Here is a 16145-nt window from a genome sequence, read left to right as displayed (position 1 = left end):
TGCCGCCGGTGCGAGGCGCCGATTCGTCGTGACCCGTTCATGAATCGCTCATCGTTCACATGTCCGACGTGTCAGCCGCGACCTCGCCGTGCTCGTTGGTGACCTCGCGGAATACCCAGAAGAAGTTGACCGAAACGGGCTCAGGGTGGGATGCTGGATGTATTGCTGCGGCCTGTGCGTCTGTTCTGGACTGGCCCGCCGCGGCGATCACCGATCGAAAGACGATTCCAAGGCCTGTGTGGAGGGCTCCAACAATGGCGAAGGCGCTGCTGGGATACGTCGGAGGTGCTGACCCTAGGCTTGCTACCGAGGTGCAGCGACTCCGCAGGCGTGTGACCGACCTGGAGGCGCAGGTACTGCGTTTGCAGGCGGAGAACGACCATCTCGCCGAAGCCGCGGTCGATCACAGCCGCCTGGTACTCGACGACACGTCGTCGGTCCCCGAGCCCGCGCTCACCTGAGGGCTCGGCTCTGCCGCCCGGGCGGAAATGCCCGGGCGCGTGGTCGTGACGCTGTAATGTCGGGTCAGTGCACCTCAAGAGCTTGACGTTACGGGGGTTCAAGTCCTTCGCATCGTCGACGACCCTGCGTCTCGAGCCAGGTATCACCTGTGTCGTCGGGCCCAACGGGTCGGGCAAGTCCAACGTGGTCGACGCGTTGGCCTGGGTCATGGGGGAGCAGGGCGCCAAGAGCCTGCGCGGCGGCAAGATGGAAGACGTCATCTTCGCCGGCACCGCGGGCAAGCCCGCGTTGGGTCGCGCCGAGGTCGTGCTGACCATCGACAACACCGACGGTGCACTGCCCATCGAGTACGCCGAGGTCACCATCTCGCGGACCATGTTCCGCAACGGTGGGTCCGAGTACGCCATCAACGGCCAGAGCTGCCGGCTGCTCGACGTCCAGGAACTGCTGTCCGACTCCGGTATCGGACGCGAGATGCACGTCATCGTCGGGCAGGGGCAGCTTGACGCGGTGCTGGCCGCGACCCCCGAAGAACGCCGCGGATTCATCGAAGAGGCTGCTGGCGTCCTCAAACACCGCAAGCGCAAAGAGAAGGCGCTGCGCAAGCTCGAGGCGATGCAGGCCAACCTCACCCGGGTTCAGGACCTCACCGCCGAGCTACGGCGCCAACTCGGTCCGCTGGGCCGCCAGGCTGAACTCGCCCGGCGCGCCGCGGTCATCCAGTCCGACCTGCGTGACTCCCGGCTGCGCCTGTTGGCCGACGACCTCGGGCAGGCGCGCGCCGCGCTGGAGCAGGAGGTCGCCGACGAAGAGGCGCTCAAGGCGCGCCAGAGTGAGCTGGCCCGCGCGGTGGAGCAGGCCCGGGCGGCCGAGTCGCGGCTCGAAGCCGAAGTCAAAGAGGTCACGCCCCGGCTGTCCAGGGCGCAGGAGGCGTGGTACGCGCTTTCCGGGCTGCGCGAGCGCGTACGTGGCACCGCGTCGCTGGCTTCCGAACGAAGCCGTCATCTGGCCAGCACCACGACGACCGAATCGTCCGGCCGTGACCCGGACGAGCTCGAACGTGAAGCCGCCGCGGTGCGCGAGCAGGAAGCCGAGCTGAACGAGCAGATCGACCAGTCGCGCGCGGCGCTGGAAGAGGCCACCGACGAGCGAATCCGCGCCGAGGAGGCCGCCGAGGCCGAGGAACGCCGGCTGGCGGCGTTGGCGCGCGCGTCGGCCGATCGTCGGGAGGGGCTGGCGCGGCTGTCCGGGCAGCTCGAGGGGTTGCGCCGGCGGGTCGCCGATGCCGAAGCCGAAGTGACCCGGCTGCACCAGGCTCGCGAAGAGGCGAAGGCGCGCGCGGCGGAGGCCGAACGAGAGTTCACCGTGCTCGAGACCACCATCGCCGGGCTCTCCGTGGGTGAGGAGGGCCTCGACGCTGAGCACGAACGCGCCGCGGCCGAACTCGCTGCGGCCGAGCAGGAGCTGGCCGAGCTCAAAGAGGCCGAACGAGCCGCCGAGCGGGAGCGAGCGGCGTTGGCGGCCCGGCACGAGGCGCTCGAGATGGGCCTGACCCGCAGAGACGGCGCCGAAGCGCTGCTCGCGGCGACGGACCGGGTACCCGGAGTGCTCGGGTCGGTCACCGCTCTGCTCGCCGTCGAGCCGGGCTGGGAGGCCGCCGTGGCCACGGCGCTGGGCACCGTCGCCGACGCCGTCGCCGTGGGGTCCGTCGACGACGCGGTCTCGGCCTTGCGGCTGCTGCGCGACGACGATCTGGGCCGCGCGGGACTGGTGGTTGGCGGCTCGGCCTACGACGCGGGCGCGTGGCCGGCATTGCCGTCGGGCATGCACTACGTCGTCGACCTCATCACCGCCCCGGCCGAGATCCGTCCGGCGCTGGCGAGCCTGTTGCGCGGCGTCGCCGCCGTCGACGACCTGGCGGCCGCCCGAGCGCTGATCGCCGAACTGCCCGAGCTGGAAGCGGTCACTCGCGATGGCGACCTGCTCGGCCGCGAACGTGCTTACGGCGGGTCGACCAGCGCGCCGAGTCTGCTCGAAGTCCAGGCGGCCGTCGACGAAGCCGCCGACCAACTCGCGGCGGCGACCGGGCGAGCCGAGGACCTCGCACGCAAGTTGGCCGCGGCCGAAGCCCGCCGCGCAGAGGCCGCAGCGGTCGAGAGCGCGGCGTTGGCGAAGCTGCACGAGTCCGACGCCGAGATGTCCGCCGTCGCCGAGCAACTCGGCCGGCTGGGCACGGCGGCCCGAACGGCCGCTGAAGAGGTGGAGAAGCTCGCGGCGGCCGAAGCCGAAGCCAGGCAGGCGCTGGAGCAGGATCGCCTCGCCCTGGCCGAGATGGAGGAGCGCGTCGACGCGGCCGAAGAGGCCGGCGACGACGACGCCGAGCCGTCGACCGAGGAACGCGACCGGCTGCTGCACGTCGCGCGGCAGGCCCGCCAGGCCGAGACCGAGGCACGCTTGGCCCTTCGCACCGGCGAGGAACGTGCCCGGGCGCTGACCGGGCGCGCGGAGTCCCTCGAGCGAACCGCACGCAGCGAACGCGAAGCGCGCGAGCGCGCCGCAGCTTCCGCCCGGCGCCGGGCCCGCCAGGCCGAAGTGGCCGCGGCGGTCGCGCGCGGAGCGACGATTCTGCTCGACCACGTCGAGCGGTCGCTCGAACGCGCCGCCGCCGAACGGGCCGAGGCCGAGCAGATCCGGGCCGAGCGTGAGGCGGCCCTCAGCGAGGAACGCGCCAAGGTGCGCCAGCTCAGTGACGAGCTCGACGAGATCACCTCGACCGTGCACAAGGACGAGCTTGCTCGCGCGGAGCACCGGATGCGCGTGGAAGCACTCGAGACCAAAGCGATGGAGGAGCACGGTGTCGAGGGCTCTCAGCTGATCGACGAGTACGGCCCGCACCTGCCCGTGCCCGTTCCACCCGACGCTGACGGCCAACCGCGCGAGCCAGTGCCCTACGTGCGCGACGAGCAGCTGAAGCGGATGAAGACCGCCGAGCGTGACCTGGCGAAGCTCGGCAAGGTGAACCCGCTGGCGTTGGAGGAATACGCCGCGCTCGAGGAACGGCACTCTTTCCTCAGCGAACAGCTCGAGGACCTCAAGAACACCCGGCGTGACCTGCTCGACATCGTCAAAGAGGTCGACGACCGCGTCCAGCAGGTGTTCGCGGAGGCGTTCGAGGACACCGCGCGTGAGTTCGCCGACGTGTTCGGGCGCCTGTTCCCCGGCGGCGAGGGGCGGCTGGTGCTCACCGAGCCCGATGACATGCTGGTCACCGGCATCGACGTCGAGGCCCGTCCGCCCGGCAAGAAGATCAAGCGGCTGTCGCTGCTGTCCGGGGGCGAGCGCTCGCTGGTGGCGGTGGCGTTCCTGGTCTCGCTGTTCAAGGCCCGTCCGAGCCCGTTCTACATCCTCGACGAGGTCGAGGCGGCGCTCGACGACACCAATCTCGGCCGGCTGCTCGACATCTACGAGGAGCTTCGCGAGCAGAGCCAGCTCGTGGTGATCACGCACCAGAAGCGGACCATGGAGATCGCCGACGCGCTGTACGGGGTGTCGATGCGCGGCGACGGCGTGACAGCCGTCATCAGCCAGCGCATCCGCGAATCCGAGCCGGCCTGACGGCACGGCGTGGCCGGCGTCCAGGGGTATCGCTCGTTCACGCTGTTGCTGGTGGCGACAGTGGGAACGTTCGCCGGCTATTCCACGCTGTTGCCGGTGGTGCCGCTGTGGGCGCAAGCCGGTGGCGCCGGATCGGCCGGCGCCGGGGCGACCACAGCGGTGTTCATGCTCTTCACCGTGGTGACCCAGTTGGTCATGCCGTGGCTGCTCAGCCGGTTCGGGATTCGTGAACTGCTCGTGTGCGGCTCGGCGATCATGGCGGTGCTCAGCGTGGTGTTCGCCGCTTCAGCTCAGCTGTGGGTGCTGCTGGCCGTCTCGGCCGGGCGGGGCGTCGGCTTCGGCCTGGTGACGGTGACGAGCAGTCTGCTGATCGCCGTCCTGCTGCCCGAGGCCGAACGCGGCCGGGGCTCGGGACGGTACGGCGCGGCGGTGGGCTTGCCCAACATCGTCGGACTGCCAGCAGGAGTGTGGCTGACCGAGCACGTCGGGCACCGCGAGGTGTTCCTGATCGCCGGCCTCGCCGGGTTGCTGGGCACGCTGGTCGCGATGCTGGTCCGGGTACCCGGCGAGCGATCCGGTGCGGACCGGAGGCCGAGCCGGTCGCGGGTGCCGGCCATGGCGCTGTTCCTGCCCGCCACGGCGCTGATCACCACCGCGGTGGCCTCCGGAGGCGTGGTGACGTTCCTCGCGGTCGCGCTGACCAGTAGCGCGCTCACGTCGTGGGCGTTGTTCGCGTTCGGGCTGTTCATGATCATCGGTCGGTGGACGGCCGGTGTGTGGGCCGATCGCTACCGTCGCCCGGTCGCCTTGCGGGTGGGGGTCGTCGTGGGCGCCCTCGGCATCGTGGGGATCGCTGCCACGGTGGCCGGTGGGCCAGCGGTCGCCGCCCTGGCCGGCGCAGCGATGTTCGGGGCCGGGTTCGGCGCGGTGCAGAGCGACACGCTGATCATCTTGTTTCAGCGAGCCGGTTCACGGCGCATCGGGGAGGCGAGCGCGGTGTGGAACATCGCCTACGACGCCGGGTTCGGCATCGGCGCCATCGGTGTCGGTGCCCTGGCGGCCGTCGCCGACTTCGGCCTCGCCTTCGCCGCGACCGCACTGGTCATCGCCACCTCCGTGCTCGTCCGCCCCCGCCCGACACCGTCCAAATGATCATGTCCAGCAGGTGATCGCCAACCGCACCACCCGTGCACGCATGGTGGTGCGACACAACGCCTGGTGATGTGGCTCCTGAGCCCGCCAGCCCCCGACACTGAAAAAACCTTCCGCCGACGTGTCGATACAGCCCGTCGTCATTCGTCGAGGGGGCAATGGCCGGGTCGCACCGGGCGACCGGCCCCCGACGGGAGGCAGAACATGAGCACCACATGCCACGACAGCCAGCACAACGTGAACCGCCCCATCTACGTCACCCGCTCGCTGCTCGGCTACGGCATCATCACCGGACCGATCTACGTGGCGGTCTCACTGGCCCAGGCGCTCACCCGGGACGGCTTCGACCTCGCCCGCCATCAGTGGAGCCTGCTGGCCAACGGCACGTACGGCTGGATCCAGGTCGCGAACTTCATCGTCGCCGGACTCATGACGCTGGCCTTCGCCGTGGGGCTGCGGCGCACGCTGCGGCCCGGGCGCGGCGCCATGTGGGCTCCGCGCCTGTTCGGCGGGTTCGGAGCGAGCCTGATCGCCGCCGGCGTCTTCCGGGCGGATCCAGCGCTCGGCTTCCCGGCCGGCACACCGACCGACGCGGCCACCGTGACGTGGCACGGCGTGGCGCACTTCGCCGCGGGTGGCGTCGGCTTCACCTGTTTGACCATCGCCACATTCGTCGTCGCCGCACGGTACGCAGTCGACGGGCGCCGTGCATGGGCCTTGCTCTCACGGACGGTGGGCGTGGTGTTCTTCGCCGGCTTCGTCGCCGTCGCTGCCGGCGGCGGAGCGGCTGCGGCCAATGTCGCCTTCGTGCTCGCCGTGCTCGTCGTGTACGCGTGGCTCTGCGCCGTCAGCATCGACCGGTACCGTCTCGAAGGTTCGAAGCTCGCCGCAGACCCTCGTTGACCAGTACCCCACCCACCACAAGGGAGACCACCATGCGTTACCTGGTTCTACTGAGAGGCAACCAGCCGGCCGAACAACCACCTGCCGAGCTCATGGACGCGATCATGAAACTCGGCGAAGAGGCCACCCAGGCCGGTGCCATGCTGGACAACGCCGGGCTCGCTCCGAGCGCCATGGGGGCGAGGGTCGAGCTCTCCGGCGGCTCGCTGGACATCGTCGACGGCCCGTTCACCGAGTCCAAGGAGTACATCAGCTACGCGCTGTACCAGGTCAAGTCGAAGGAAGAGGCCGTCGAATGGGCGCGGCGGTTCATGCACCTGCACCAGGAACACTGGCCGGCCTGGGAAGGCGAGTCGCTCGTCCTCAAGGTTTTCGGCCCGGAGGATTTCGCGCCACCGGCCTGACCGTCGCCGCAGGTTCCGACCAGGTGGAACAGCGCCTCGATGTGCTTGGATCGGTGAGTGTCCGCCGACGTCCACCGCAGCATCGAGGCGCTGTGGCGCATCGAGTCCGGCCGGCTCATCGCCGGGCTCGCCCGCGTCACCGGTGACGTCGGCGCCGCCGAGGAACTCGCGCAGGACGCCTTGGTCGTCGCTCTCGAGCAGTGGCCGCGCACGGGGGTGCCGCCGAATCCGGCCGGCTGGCTGATGACCACCGCGAAGAACCGTGCCGTCGACCTGGCGCGGCGCCGGCGTACCTACCAGCGCAAGATCGTCGCCGTCGGTCGTGATCTGGAGAGCAGGCAGCACGACGGCGAGTCCGGCATCGATGATGCGCTCGACGACCACATCGGCGACGATCTGCTCCGGCTGATCTTCACCGCGTGCCACCCGATCCTGTCCATGGAATCTCGGGTCGCGCTGACACTGCGCTGCCTCGGTGGCCTGTCGACGACGCAGATCGCGCGGGCGTTCCTGATTCCGGAGCAGACCGCCGCCCAGCGCATCGTGCGCGCGAAACGGACGCTGCTGCGCAACGAGGTGGCGTTCGAACTGCCCACGCGAGCAGAGATGGACGACCGGCTGGCCGCGGTCATGGAGGTCGTCTACCTCGTGTTCAACGAGGGCTACACGGCCACGGCAGGGGAGAGCTGGATGCGCCCGGAGCTGTGCGAAGAAGCCCTCCGGCTGGCGCGCATCCTGGCCGCGCTGGTGCCTGACCGGCCCGAGGCGCACGGCTTCGCCGCTCTCCTGGAGTTCCAGGCGTCGCGAATCCCCGCCCGCACGACGCCGTCAGGCGAGCCGATCCTCCTGCCCGACCAGGATCGTCGGCTGTGGGATCGCCTGCTCATCCGGCGCGGACTGGACTCCTTGGCCCGAGCCGAACGGCTGGCGAGCGCGCCCACCCGCGCCGGCGCGCCTCCTGCTGCCCTGGGGCCGTACTGCCTGCAGGCCGCGATCGCCGCCTGCCACGCCACGGCCGTCCGCGCCGAGGACACCGACTGGCAGCGCATCGCCGCGCTCTACGACGTCCTGCGGCACGTGTGGTCCACGCCGGTGGTGGAACTGAACCGGGCGGTCGCGGTGGCGCGGGCATACGGGCCCGAGAAGGGCCTGGCGATCGTCGACGGTCTCGTGGCCGACGGCGCACTGGGCGGCTACGCCCAGCTGGCCGCGGTCCGCGGGGACCTGCTCGAGCAACTCGAGCGCTGGAATGAAGCTGCAGCGGCTTTCACCCAGGCGGCCGCCGAGACCCGGAACGGGCGGGAACGCGAGGTCTTCCTGGACCGGGCCGCGCGCCTGACCTGAGCCCGTTTCAGGCGTTCTGGGCGGCACACGAGAACGACGCCGATGCAACTGGCCGGGAACTTTCCGGTTACGATCCGCCATGTTCACGACAACGCTGTCATAGTGTATTGACGCTGGTACGCATGAGGGCGTTCACTGGCTAAGGCTGAGCAGCATCACTCCATGTATGAAAGGCACCATCATGCGGCGAACCACGGTGATCGCAGCGCTGGCGGCAGTAGGGCTGACCCTGTCGGCCTGTGGCGACGACGGCGAGAGCACCAGCGGCGACGGCAATGGCAACGGCGGCGGCGAGGTCGAGGTCTTCACATGGTGGGCCGAAGGCAGCGAGAAGGCCGGCTTGGACGCTCTTGTCGAGGTCTTCCAGGAGCAGCACCCCGACTACGAGTTCGTCAACGGCGCCGTCGCGGGTGGTGCGGGCAGTAACGCCAAGAACGTCCTCGCCTCACGGTTGCAGACCAACGACCCGCCCGAGACGTTCCAAGCGCATGCGGGTGCAGAGCTCACCGACTACATCGAGGCCAACCAGGTTCAGGACATCTCCAACCTGTACGACGAGAACGGCTGGAGCGACGTCTTCCCGGAGGACCTGCTCGAGTTGCTGACGGTCGACGGCGCCATCTACTCGGTGCCGTCCAACATCCACCGCGCCAACGTCGTCTGGGCCAACCCGACCGTGCTCGAGCAAGCAGGCATCGACCCGGCCACGCCGCCGGCCAGCCTCGACGAGTGGTTCACCCAGCTCGACGCCGTCCAGGCCAGTGGCGCGACGGCGTTGTCGATCGGTACGGACTGGACCCAGGTGCACCTGCTCGAGACCGTCCTGCTGGCCGACCTCGGCCCGGAGGCCTACATCGGGCTGTGGGACGGCTCCACCGACTGGGCTTCCCCGGAGGTCGAGGCCGCCCTCGACGACTACGCGAAGCTGCTGGAGTACACCAACACCGACCGGCAGAACCTCGACTGGCCCGATGCCACTCAGCAGATCATCGATGGCAAGGCCGCCTACAACGTCATGGGCGACTGGGCCGAGGCAGCCTTCCAGGAGCAGCAACAGAAGTTCGGCACCGACTACGTGGCCTTCCCGGTGCCCGGCACCGACGGCGTGTTCGACTTCCTCGCCGACTCGTTCACGCTCCCGGTCGGCGACATCAACACCGGTGGGACCGAGGCGTGGCTCGACACCATCGCCAGCCCTGAGGGCCAGAAGGCGTTCAACCTCGCCAAGGGATCCATCCCGGCGCGCACCGACGTCGACGCGAGCGAGTACCCCGAGTACCAGCAGACCGCCATCGAATCCTTCGCCAACGACACGATCGTGCCGTCGCTGGCGCATGGTGCGGCGACGCCGGTGGCGTGGCTGGACGCCGTCACCCAGGCGGTGAGCCGGTTCAGCGCGAACGGCAACGTCGACGACCTCAAGTCCGGACTGGCCGACGCCGCCGCGAACAACCTCCAGCAGGAGGGCTGACGCCGTCAGCATCCGGTTCGCCGCAGAGGAGTGAGTCGTGCTCACGAAGGTCCGTAGCTGGGGCCCGCCGCTGCTGTTGATCTCGCCGACCCTGGTGTTGCTCGGCGTGTTCGTCTACGGGTTGATCGGCGTCAACATCAACACGTCGCTGACCGACAACATCCGTGGCCAGACGACGAAGTACGTCGGGCTCGAGAACTACACGTCGTTGTTCACCGACGACACGTTCATCTACTCGCTGCGCAACCTGGCGATGTACACGGTGGCGTTCCTGGCCGGGACGCTGTTCTTCGGGTTCGTGTGGGCCTGGCTGCTGGAGCGGGGCCTTCGCGGCGAAGGGATCTTCCGCACGACCTACCTGTTCCCGATGGCGGTGTCGTTCGTCGCCTCGGGTGTCGTGTGGCGATGGCTGCTCAACAGCAACACCGGCGAGAGTGCCAGCGGACTCAACCGCGGCCTGGACATGATCGGGCTGGGGTTCCTGCAGAACTCCTGGTGGACCGACGAGACCTGGGGCATCCTCGCGATCGCGATGCCGGCGATCTGGCAGCTGTCCGGCTACATCATGGCGCTGTTCCTCGCCGGCTTCCGCGGCATCCCGGACGAGCTGCGCGAGGCGGCGCGGATGGACGGCGCCAGCGAGTGGAAGCTGTACCGGCACGTCATCTTCCCGCAGCTCTCGCCGGTGGCGTTGTCAGCCATCATCATCATCGGGCACATGTCGCTCAAGGTGTTCGACCTGATCATGTCGGTGGCCGGGCAGACGAACTACACGACGCAAGTGCCGGCCACCCAGATGTGGTTGGCGTTCACCAGAGGTGAGTACGCCGTGGCCGCGGCGATCGGCACCGTGATGTTGGTGGTCGTCGCGGTGATGATCGTGCCCTATCTGGTCCACAACTACCGGTCGGAGCGGGGCCGATGACCACTCAACTCGTCGACGAAGCCACCCCGGCCCCCACACGCGCGGCGCAGAGCACGAGCCGCTCCGGGCGGGCGCGCACCTCGCGCACTCTTCGGTACTTGCTGCTGATCATCTTCTTGATCGTGGTGCTGATCCCCGCGTACGTCCTGTTCGTCACCAGCTTCAAGAGCGCCGGCGATGCGACGCCCACGCGGGCCTGGCAGTTGCCGACGGAGTGGTACACCGACGGCTGGGCGCGCGCCTGGGACACTCTGTCGCCCGCGCTCGGGCGTACGTTCGCGCTGGTCATTCCGGCGTCGATCGTGTCGTCCATGTTGGGGGCGATGAACGGCTTCGTGCTGGCCAGGTGGCGCTTTCCCTACGCCGACCTGGTGTTCACGCTGATCCTGTTTGGCATGTTCATCCCGTACCAGGCGGTCATGATCCCGCTGGTCGAGCTGATGCAGAACCTCGGCGTGCCCAGCGGCATCGCCAGCCTGTTCGTCCTGCACACCGTGTTCGGGTTGCCGATCTGTACGTTGATCTTCCGCAACTACTACGCCTCGGTCCCCGAGGACATGATCGAAGCCGCCCGAGTGGACGGCGCCGGCATGCTGCGGACGTTCGCGCTGATCATCCTGCCGCTGTCGGCTCCGGGTTTCGTGGTGACGCTGATCTGGCAGTTCACCTCGGCGTGGAACGACTTCCTGTTCGCGATCTTCTTCTCCAACGCCCAGAACGGGCCGGTGACGATCAGTCTGAACTTCCTGGCCAGCGGTCAGCTGCAGGACTACTCGGCCAGCATGGCCGGTGCTCTGATCGCCTCGTTCCCGACTCTGATCGTCTACATCATCCTCGGCCGGTGGTTCGTCGGCGGCCTGATGGCCGGCTCGGTCAAGAGCTGACGTCCACCCGTCCGTTTCGGGCCGTGATCGGTCGTGAAGATCGTCGTGGCGGGAAGTGCGCTCCATAGCGGCATTTTCGATCACGACAATCTTCACAACCAGCATGATCGAGAGGAAAAGTCGGCCCGACACGCGTGTTCGATCAGGGCCAGCGGGTACGTGGCATGAGATACCGTCGGTGTTGCTGGTGTGAACACTGTTACGAATGTGACTCATGGGGGTGTCGCGGATGACGGCAGTCGTCGTGGCCATGCTGGGCATCGTGATCTTGGCAACTGGGATCATCGTCGCCGTCGGCGGCTATCACCATCTGCAGCATTCCCCCCGGGTGCGCCGACGCATGCGCAGGTGGCGCTTCGTGGCGACGTCTCGCGTCTACAACACTCGTGATCGCAGCTTCCAGGTCTTGCGGTTGACACGTCGCGTGGTGGCTGAGCGCTTGAGCCGGCCGGTCCCGAGCGCGACGCGAGTCCGCCAGCCGCTCCCGCGTTAGCCAGCCGCTCCGGCGCCAGGGAACTTCAGCGTGCAAGGATGGCGCATGTGTGGGAGTACATCGTCATCGCCGCTGTCATCGTCGTCATCGCCGTCGCCCTGACGGCGTTCCTGGTACCGCGCCGCCGAGCTCGCCGGGTCGAACCGCCGGCGCAGGCTGACCGCCGTGACGCCGCGAGCCGATCCGGCACCGCGGTCGAATCGCCGGCACCGGATTCCGGCGTCGAACAGCGACCCGCCGACCAGCGACCGGCCGACCACGCTGGCACCGAACCGCCGGTCACCGAGTTGCCAGCCCCGGAAGAACCGGCCGTCGAACGGCCCGAACCGGCCGCCGGCCGGCTGGTCCGGCTGCGTTCTCGTCTCGCGCGCTCGCAGACCGGGCTGGGCAAAGGGCTGCTGGCACTGTTGTCGCGGGAGCGTCTCGACGAGGACACCTGGGAAGAGATCGAGGACACGCTGCTGGCCGCGGACCTCGGTGTGGCTCCGGCTGGTGAGCTGGTGGAGCGGTTGCGCACTCGGGCGCGAGTCGAGGGCATCGCCGACGCCGAGGCCGCTCGCCGCGTGTTGCGTGAGGAACTGATCGCCCTGGTCGACCCCACCCTCGACCGGACCTTGCGCACCGACCGACACGTCGAGGACGCCCGCCCGGCCGTCGTCATGGTGGTGGGCGTGAACGGCACCGGCAAGACCACGACCGTCGGCAAACTGGCGCGCGTGCTCGTCGCCGAAGACCGCGACGTGCTGCTGGGCGCCGCTGACACCTTCCGTGCCGCAGCGGCCGACCAGTTGACCACGTGGGGTGACCGCGTCGGTGTGCCCACCGTTCGCGGCCCCGAGGGCAGTGACCCCGGCAGTGTCGCCTTCGACGCGGTCAAGGCGGGCATCGAAAGTGAAGTCGACACCGTCGTCATCGACACCGCCGGGCGGTTGCAGACGAAAGTCGGGCTGATGGACGAGCTCGGCAAGGTCAAGCGGGTGGTGGAGAAGCACGGCCCGGTTGACGAGGTGCTGCTGGTGCTCGATGCCACGACCGGCCAGAACGGCATGATGCAGGCGCGGGTGTTCGCCGAGGTGGTCGATGTCACGGGCATCGTGCTGACCAAGCTCGACGGGACCGCCAAGGGTGGCATCGTGGTCGCCGTGCAGCGCGAGCTCGGCGTCCCGGTCAAGTTGGTCGGCCTCGGTGAAGGGGCGGACGACCTCGCGCCGTTCGACCCCGAAGCCTTCGTGGACGGCATCCTCGGCTGAATCCCGACGTGCCGGCTCGGTGCGCGCCCGATCGGGTATGACTGACCCATGCGCTACGGACTCAAACTCAGCCAACGGGCGACCATCGACGAATACCGGGCCGTGTGGCGAATCGCCGATGACGCCGGGTTCGACCACTGTTGGAACATGGACCACTTCGCCACGCTCGGCGGCGACGTGGACGGCGACATCTTCGATGCGTGGACGTTGTTGGCCTCGATGGCCGAGGTCACCAGCCGCACCAGGATCGGGTGCATGGTCACCGGCAACACCTATCGGCATCCGGGGGTGCTGGCGAAGATCGCCACGACCGTCGACCACCTGTCCGGTGGTCGGCTGGAGTTCGGGCTCGGCGCGGCCTGGGCGGAGTACGAGCACACCATGTTCGGCCTGGAGTTCGGGACGGCCGGCCAGCGCCTCGACCGGCTCGAGGAGGCGTGCCAGATCATTCGGTCGCTGTGGACGCAGCCGCGGACCACGTTCGAAGGACAGCACTACCGCATCCAGGACGCGGTCGCCGAGCCGAAGCCCGTGCAGCGGCCGTACCCGCCGATCTGGATCGGCGGCAGCGGGCGCAAACGGACCCTGCGGATCACCGCGATGTACGCCGACGTCTGGAACTGCACGGGGGAGAGCCCGGCGGAGTTCGCCGAGCTGTCCGGTGTCCTCGACGAACACTGCGCCGACGTCGGCCGCGACCCTGCGCAGATCCGGCGGACCATCCAGCTGCGCCTGCCGGAGACCGCCGACGACGCGCTCACTCAGATCGAGCAGTACGCGCAGGCCGGCGCCGACGACGTCATCCTGATCGTCGTGGCGAAGCCGGAGGAACCCGACGCCGAGCAGGCGGTCGCGCAGGCCGAGCGCGCGGCGGCGTTGCTCCCTCGGTTGCGCGAGGCCTGACCGCGGTGATCGTTGGCGCGCATCGGCTGCCCTGGCAACCAGATCGCGCCAACGATCACCGATCGGGGTGCCGGGCGAATCCGTAGAGGGTCAGGCGGGCCAGTTTCTCGGCTTCGTCCGGATGCGGAAGGGGCACGGCGACCAGGATCCGGAACATCATGATCCCGGCCGGCCAGTCGAAGAACATCTGCCGGTCGACGTCCGGGGCGAGCTCACCGCGCTCGACGGCGCGATCGAAGATGATGTTGCTGGTCTTCAGCCGATTGGCCAGCGAAACGCGGTACAGCTCGGCGATGCGCGGGTCGCGGGCGGCCTCGGCGGCCGCGGTGCGAAAGAACGCCTCCCCGTCCGGACGCCTGGCCAGCATGAGCAGATCGCGGTAGACCTCGGTCATGTCGCCGAGCAGCGAACCGGTGTCGGGAACATGGACCTCTTGGTCCAGCAGGGCGGCTACGGCGGCATAGGCGAGGTCGTCCTTGCTCGCCCAGCGCCGGTACACCGTGGCCTTGCCCACCCCCGCGGCCTCCGCAACCGAGTCGACGGTCATCGCCTGTGCGCCGCGGTCGAGGAGCTGGCGGACGGCGGCGGCGAGGATGCGCTGATCGGCTGCGGGGTCGCGGGGCCGGCCGCGACGCGGCTCGCCGCCGGTTGGTGGGGTGGACGCGGTCACAATGACCGGACCTTAACGCAACGTCCCCGGGTCGCCCGCCGCGGTGAGCAGCTCGTCGTCGGCCGGCTTGCCCCGGTCGGGCATGGCGATCGCGGCCAGCAGCGCTCCGGCGACGATGACCACGGCGGCCACGACGACCGTCGTCGTCATCGCGTCCACGAATGCCTGGTCAGCCGCAGCGACGAGGGCGCTCGCCTGGGCTGCGGGAAGCTCCGCGGCCACCGCGTAGGCGCCTTGGATGCTGTCTTCGGTGGCGTGTGCAGCCGGGCCGGGAAGCTGCATCACCGAGTCGGCGATGGCGCCGGAGTAGACGGAGTTCAGCACCGAGATCAGCACCGCGATGCCGAGCGCCCCGCCCACCTGGCGCACGGCGTCGTTGACCGCCGACCCGACCCCTGCCTTCGCGCGCGGAATGGACCCCATGACCGACTCGGTCGCCGGGCCCATGGCGAAGGCCATGCCGAAGCCCATGATCACCGTCGCGCTGAACCCTCGCGGCAGGTAGTCGCTCCCGACCGTGACGCCGGCGAAGATCCAGAACGAGACGGCGAGCAGGACGAGTCCGAGAGCCGTCGGCCAGCGCTCACCGATGCGCTGGGCGATGAGCATGGCCGTCGGGCCACCTGCGACCAGCCCGATGGCCAGCGGCAAGATCCGGATACCGGCTTCGAGCGGACTGTAGCCGAGCACCGTCTGTAGGTAGACCGACAAGAAGAACGCTGCGGCCATCATCGCGAAGAAGACCAGCGTGATCGACAGGACAGGAATGCTGAACCGCCGGTCGGCGAAGAACTGCATCGGCAGCATGGGCGCCGGGTGCCGTCGTTCCCACAGCACGAACGCCACGAGGATGACGGCGGCCGACACCATGCCGCCGACCGGGACCACGTCGGTCCACCCACGTTCCGGCGCCTCGATGAGCGACCAGACCAGCGCTACGAGCCCGAGGATCGACAGTCCGGCGCCGACGAGATCGAGGCGTGGACTGCGGCGATCGCGTGACTCCGGGACGAGCCACATCCCGAGCCCCAAGGCGCCCGCGACGATCGGCACGTTGATCATCAGGGCCGACCCCCACCAGAAGTGTTCGAGTAGCCACCCGCCGATCGCCGGCCCGCCGGCGATCCCGATGCCGGCCATTGCCGACCAGATGCCGATGGCGGTCTTGCGCTCGGCTGGATCACGAAACACGTCGATGAGGATCGACAACGTGCTCGGCATGATCAGCGCTGCCCCCAGCCCCATGACGGTTCGAGCGGCGATGACCGTACCGGCGGAGTCGGCCGTAGCTCCCCACGCCGAGGAGGCGCCGAAGACGACGAGCCCGAGCACGAGGGCGATCTTGCGGCCGTACTTGTCGCCCCACGCGCCGGCCGTGAGCAGCAGGCCGGCGAACGCGAGGGTGTAGGCGTCGATGACCCACTGCAAGTCACTGGCCGAGGCGGCGAGGTCACGCTGCATCGTGGGGATCGCGGTATTCAGCACGGTCGTGTCCATGCCGATGAGCACGAGGCTCAGCGACAGCACACCTAGCGTCGCCCACCTGCGCCGATAAGTGCGCTCAGGTGATCGGTCGACGACATGGGGCTGGTCAGAGGAGGCGTTCATGGCCGCTCCGAGTCCTATTGCGAGACTAGGCAGTTCCGTATATCTAGAAAAACTAGACCCG

At 68.9% G+C, this 16145-nt stretch carries 15 protein-coding genes; 13 read left to right on the top strand and 2 right to left on the bottom strand.

What is annotated here, in order from left to right:
• The 13 genes from M6444_RS22995 to M6444_RS11505 all read left to right on the top strand — a co-directional run.
• Nucleotides 1-102: zinc finger domain-containing protein (locus M6444_RS22995; RefSeq protein ID WP_363326331.1), on the top strand; the 102-nt coding region annotated here is incomplete at its 5' end.
• A gap of 152 nt (nt 103-254) precedes the next feature.
• Entirely contained in the window at nt 255-461 is a 207-nt protein-coding gene (locus M6444_RS22990; RefSeq protein ID WP_363326328.1) for a hypothetical protein, read from the top strand.
• Between the two features lie 67 nt (nt 462-528).
• Entirely contained in the window at nt 529-4077 is a 3549-nt protein-coding gene (gene smc / locus M6444_RS11555) for a chromosome segregation protein SMC (protein WP_298327164.1), read from the top strand.
• 51 nt (nt 4078-4128) lie between these two features.
• Nucleotides 4129-5229, top strand: a complete 1101-nt coding sequence (locus M6444_RS11550) for an MFS transporter (protein ID WP_298327162.1) — start codon at nt 4129-4131, stop codon at nt 5227-5229.
• A 204-nt stretch (nt 5230-5433) separates the two neighbouring features.
• Entirely contained in the window at nt 5434-6132 is a 699-nt protein-coding gene (locus M6444_RS11545) for a DUF998 domain-containing protein (RefSeq protein ID WP_298327160.1), read from the top strand.
• Between the two features lie 32 nt (nt 6133-6164).
• A complete protein-coding gene (locus M6444_RS11540; RefSeq protein WP_298327158.1) occupies nt 6165-6536 on the top strand; it encodes a YciI family protein in 372 nt (123 codons plus the stop codon).
• A gap of 57 nt (nt 6537-6593) precedes the next feature.
• Nucleotides 6594-7880 carry a DUF6596 domain-containing protein gene (locus tag M6444_RS11535; protein WP_298327155.1) on the top strand — a complete coding sequence of 429 codons (1287 nt, stop codon included), beginning with the start codon at nt 6594-6596 and terminating at the stop codon, nt 7878-7880.
• A gap of 166 nt (nt 7881-8046) precedes the next feature.
• Nucleotides 8047-9351, top strand: coding sequence for an ABC transporter substrate-binding protein (locus M6444_RS11530; RefSeq protein WP_298327152.1), 1305 nt, complete (start codon nt 8047-8049; stop codon nt 9349-9351).
• Nucleotides 9352-9388: 37 nt separating this feature from the next.
• The gene (locus tag M6444_RS11525) at nt 9389-10276 is read left to right on the top strand and encodes a sugar ABC transporter permease (protein WP_298327149.1); all 888 of its coding nucleotides are present in this window, start codon (nt 9389-9391) and stop codon (nt 10274-10276) included.
• Nucleotides 10273-11160, top strand: coding sequence for a carbohydrate ABC transporter permease (locus M6444_RS11520; protein WP_298327146.1), 888 nt, complete (start codon nt 10273-10275; stop codon nt 11158-11160). The genes M6444_RS11525 and M6444_RS11520 overlap by 4 nt, the downstream gene beginning before the upstream one ends.
• A 229-nt stretch (nt 11161-11389) precedes the next feature.
• Nucleotides 11390-11653, top strand: a complete 264-nt coding sequence (locus tag M6444_RS11515) for a hypothetical protein (protein ID WP_298327143.1) — start codon at nt 11390-11392, stop codon at nt 11651-11653.
• Nucleotides 11654-11691: 38 nt separating this feature from the next.
• Nucleotides 11692-12903, top strand: coding sequence for a signal recognition particle-docking protein FtsY (ftsY, locus tag M6444_RS11510; RefSeq protein WP_298327140.1), 1212 nt, complete (start codon nt 11692-11694; stop codon nt 12901-12903).
• A 48-nt stretch (nt 12904-12951) separates the two neighbouring features.
• Nucleotides 12952-13806, top strand: coding sequence for an LLM class F420-dependent oxidoreductase (locus tag M6444_RS11505; protein ID WP_298327137.1), 855 nt, complete (start codon nt 12952-12954; stop codon nt 13804-13806).
• Between the two features lie 55 nt (nt 13807-13861).
• Here the strand turns inward: M6444_RS11505 and M6444_RS11500 are convergent, their stop codons facing one another.
• Nucleotides 13862-14476: a TetR/AcrR family transcriptional regulator gene (locus tag M6444_RS11500; RefSeq protein ID WP_298327135.1), complete on the bottom strand. Its 615-nt coding sequence runs from the start codon at nt 14474-14476 to the stop codon at nt 13862-13864.
• Between the two features lie 12 nt (nt 14477-14488).
• Nucleotides 14489-16084, bottom strand: a complete 1596-nt coding sequence (locus M6444_RS11495; protein WP_298327133.1) for an MFS transporter — start codon at nt 16082-16084, stop codon at nt 14489-14491.
• Nucleotides 16085-16145: the final 61 nt, after the last annotated feature.

Source organism: Haloactinopolyspora sp., from assembly GCF_027324685.1.
In the GTDB taxonomy this organism is placed as follows: Bacteria; Actinomycetota; Actinomycetes; order Jiangellales; family Jiangellaceae; genus Haloactinopolyspora.
Note: the sequence above shows the minus strand (reverse complement) of the source record. Positions and strands in the feature narration are given on the sequence as shown.

Excerpts from the sequence above, each read along its gene's own strand:
- M6444_RS22990 (WP_363326328.1), top strand. The coding sequence starts at position 255 with ATGGCGAAGGCGCTGCTGGGATACGTCGGAGGTGCTGACCCTAGGCTT.
- M6444_RS11545 (WP_298327160.1), top strand. The coding sequence starts at position 5,434 with ATGAGCACCACATGCCACGACAGCCAGCACAACGTGAACCGCCCCATC.
- M6444_RS11540 (WP_298327158.1), top strand. The coding sequence starts at position 6,165 with ATGCGTTACCTGGTTCTACTGAGAGGCAACCAGCCGGCCGAACAACCA.
- M6444_RS11530 (WP_298327152.1), top strand. The coding sequence starts at position 8,047 with ATGAAAGGCACCATCATGCGGCGAACCACGGTGATCGCAGCGCTGGCG.
- M6444_RS11520 (WP_298327146.1), top strand. The coding sequence starts at position 10,273 with ATGACCACTCAACTCGTCGACGAAGCCACCCCGGCCCCCACACGCGCG.
- M6444_RS11515 (WP_298327143.1), top strand. The coding sequence starts at position 11,390 with ATGACGGCAGTCGTCGTGGCCATGCTGGGCATCGTGATCTTGGCAACT.
- ftsY (WP_298327140.1), top strand. The coding sequence starts at position 11,692 with ATGGCGCATGTGTGGGAGTACATCGTCATCGCCGCTGTCATCGTCGTC.
- M6444_RS11505 (WP_298327137.1), top strand. The coding sequence starts at position 12,952 with ATGCGCTACGGACTCAAACTCAGCCAACGGGCGACCATCGACGAATAC.
- M6444_RS11495 (WP_298327133.1), bottom strand. The coding sequence starts at position 16,084 with ATGAACGCCTCCTCTGACCAGCCCCATGTCGTCGACCGATCACCTGAG.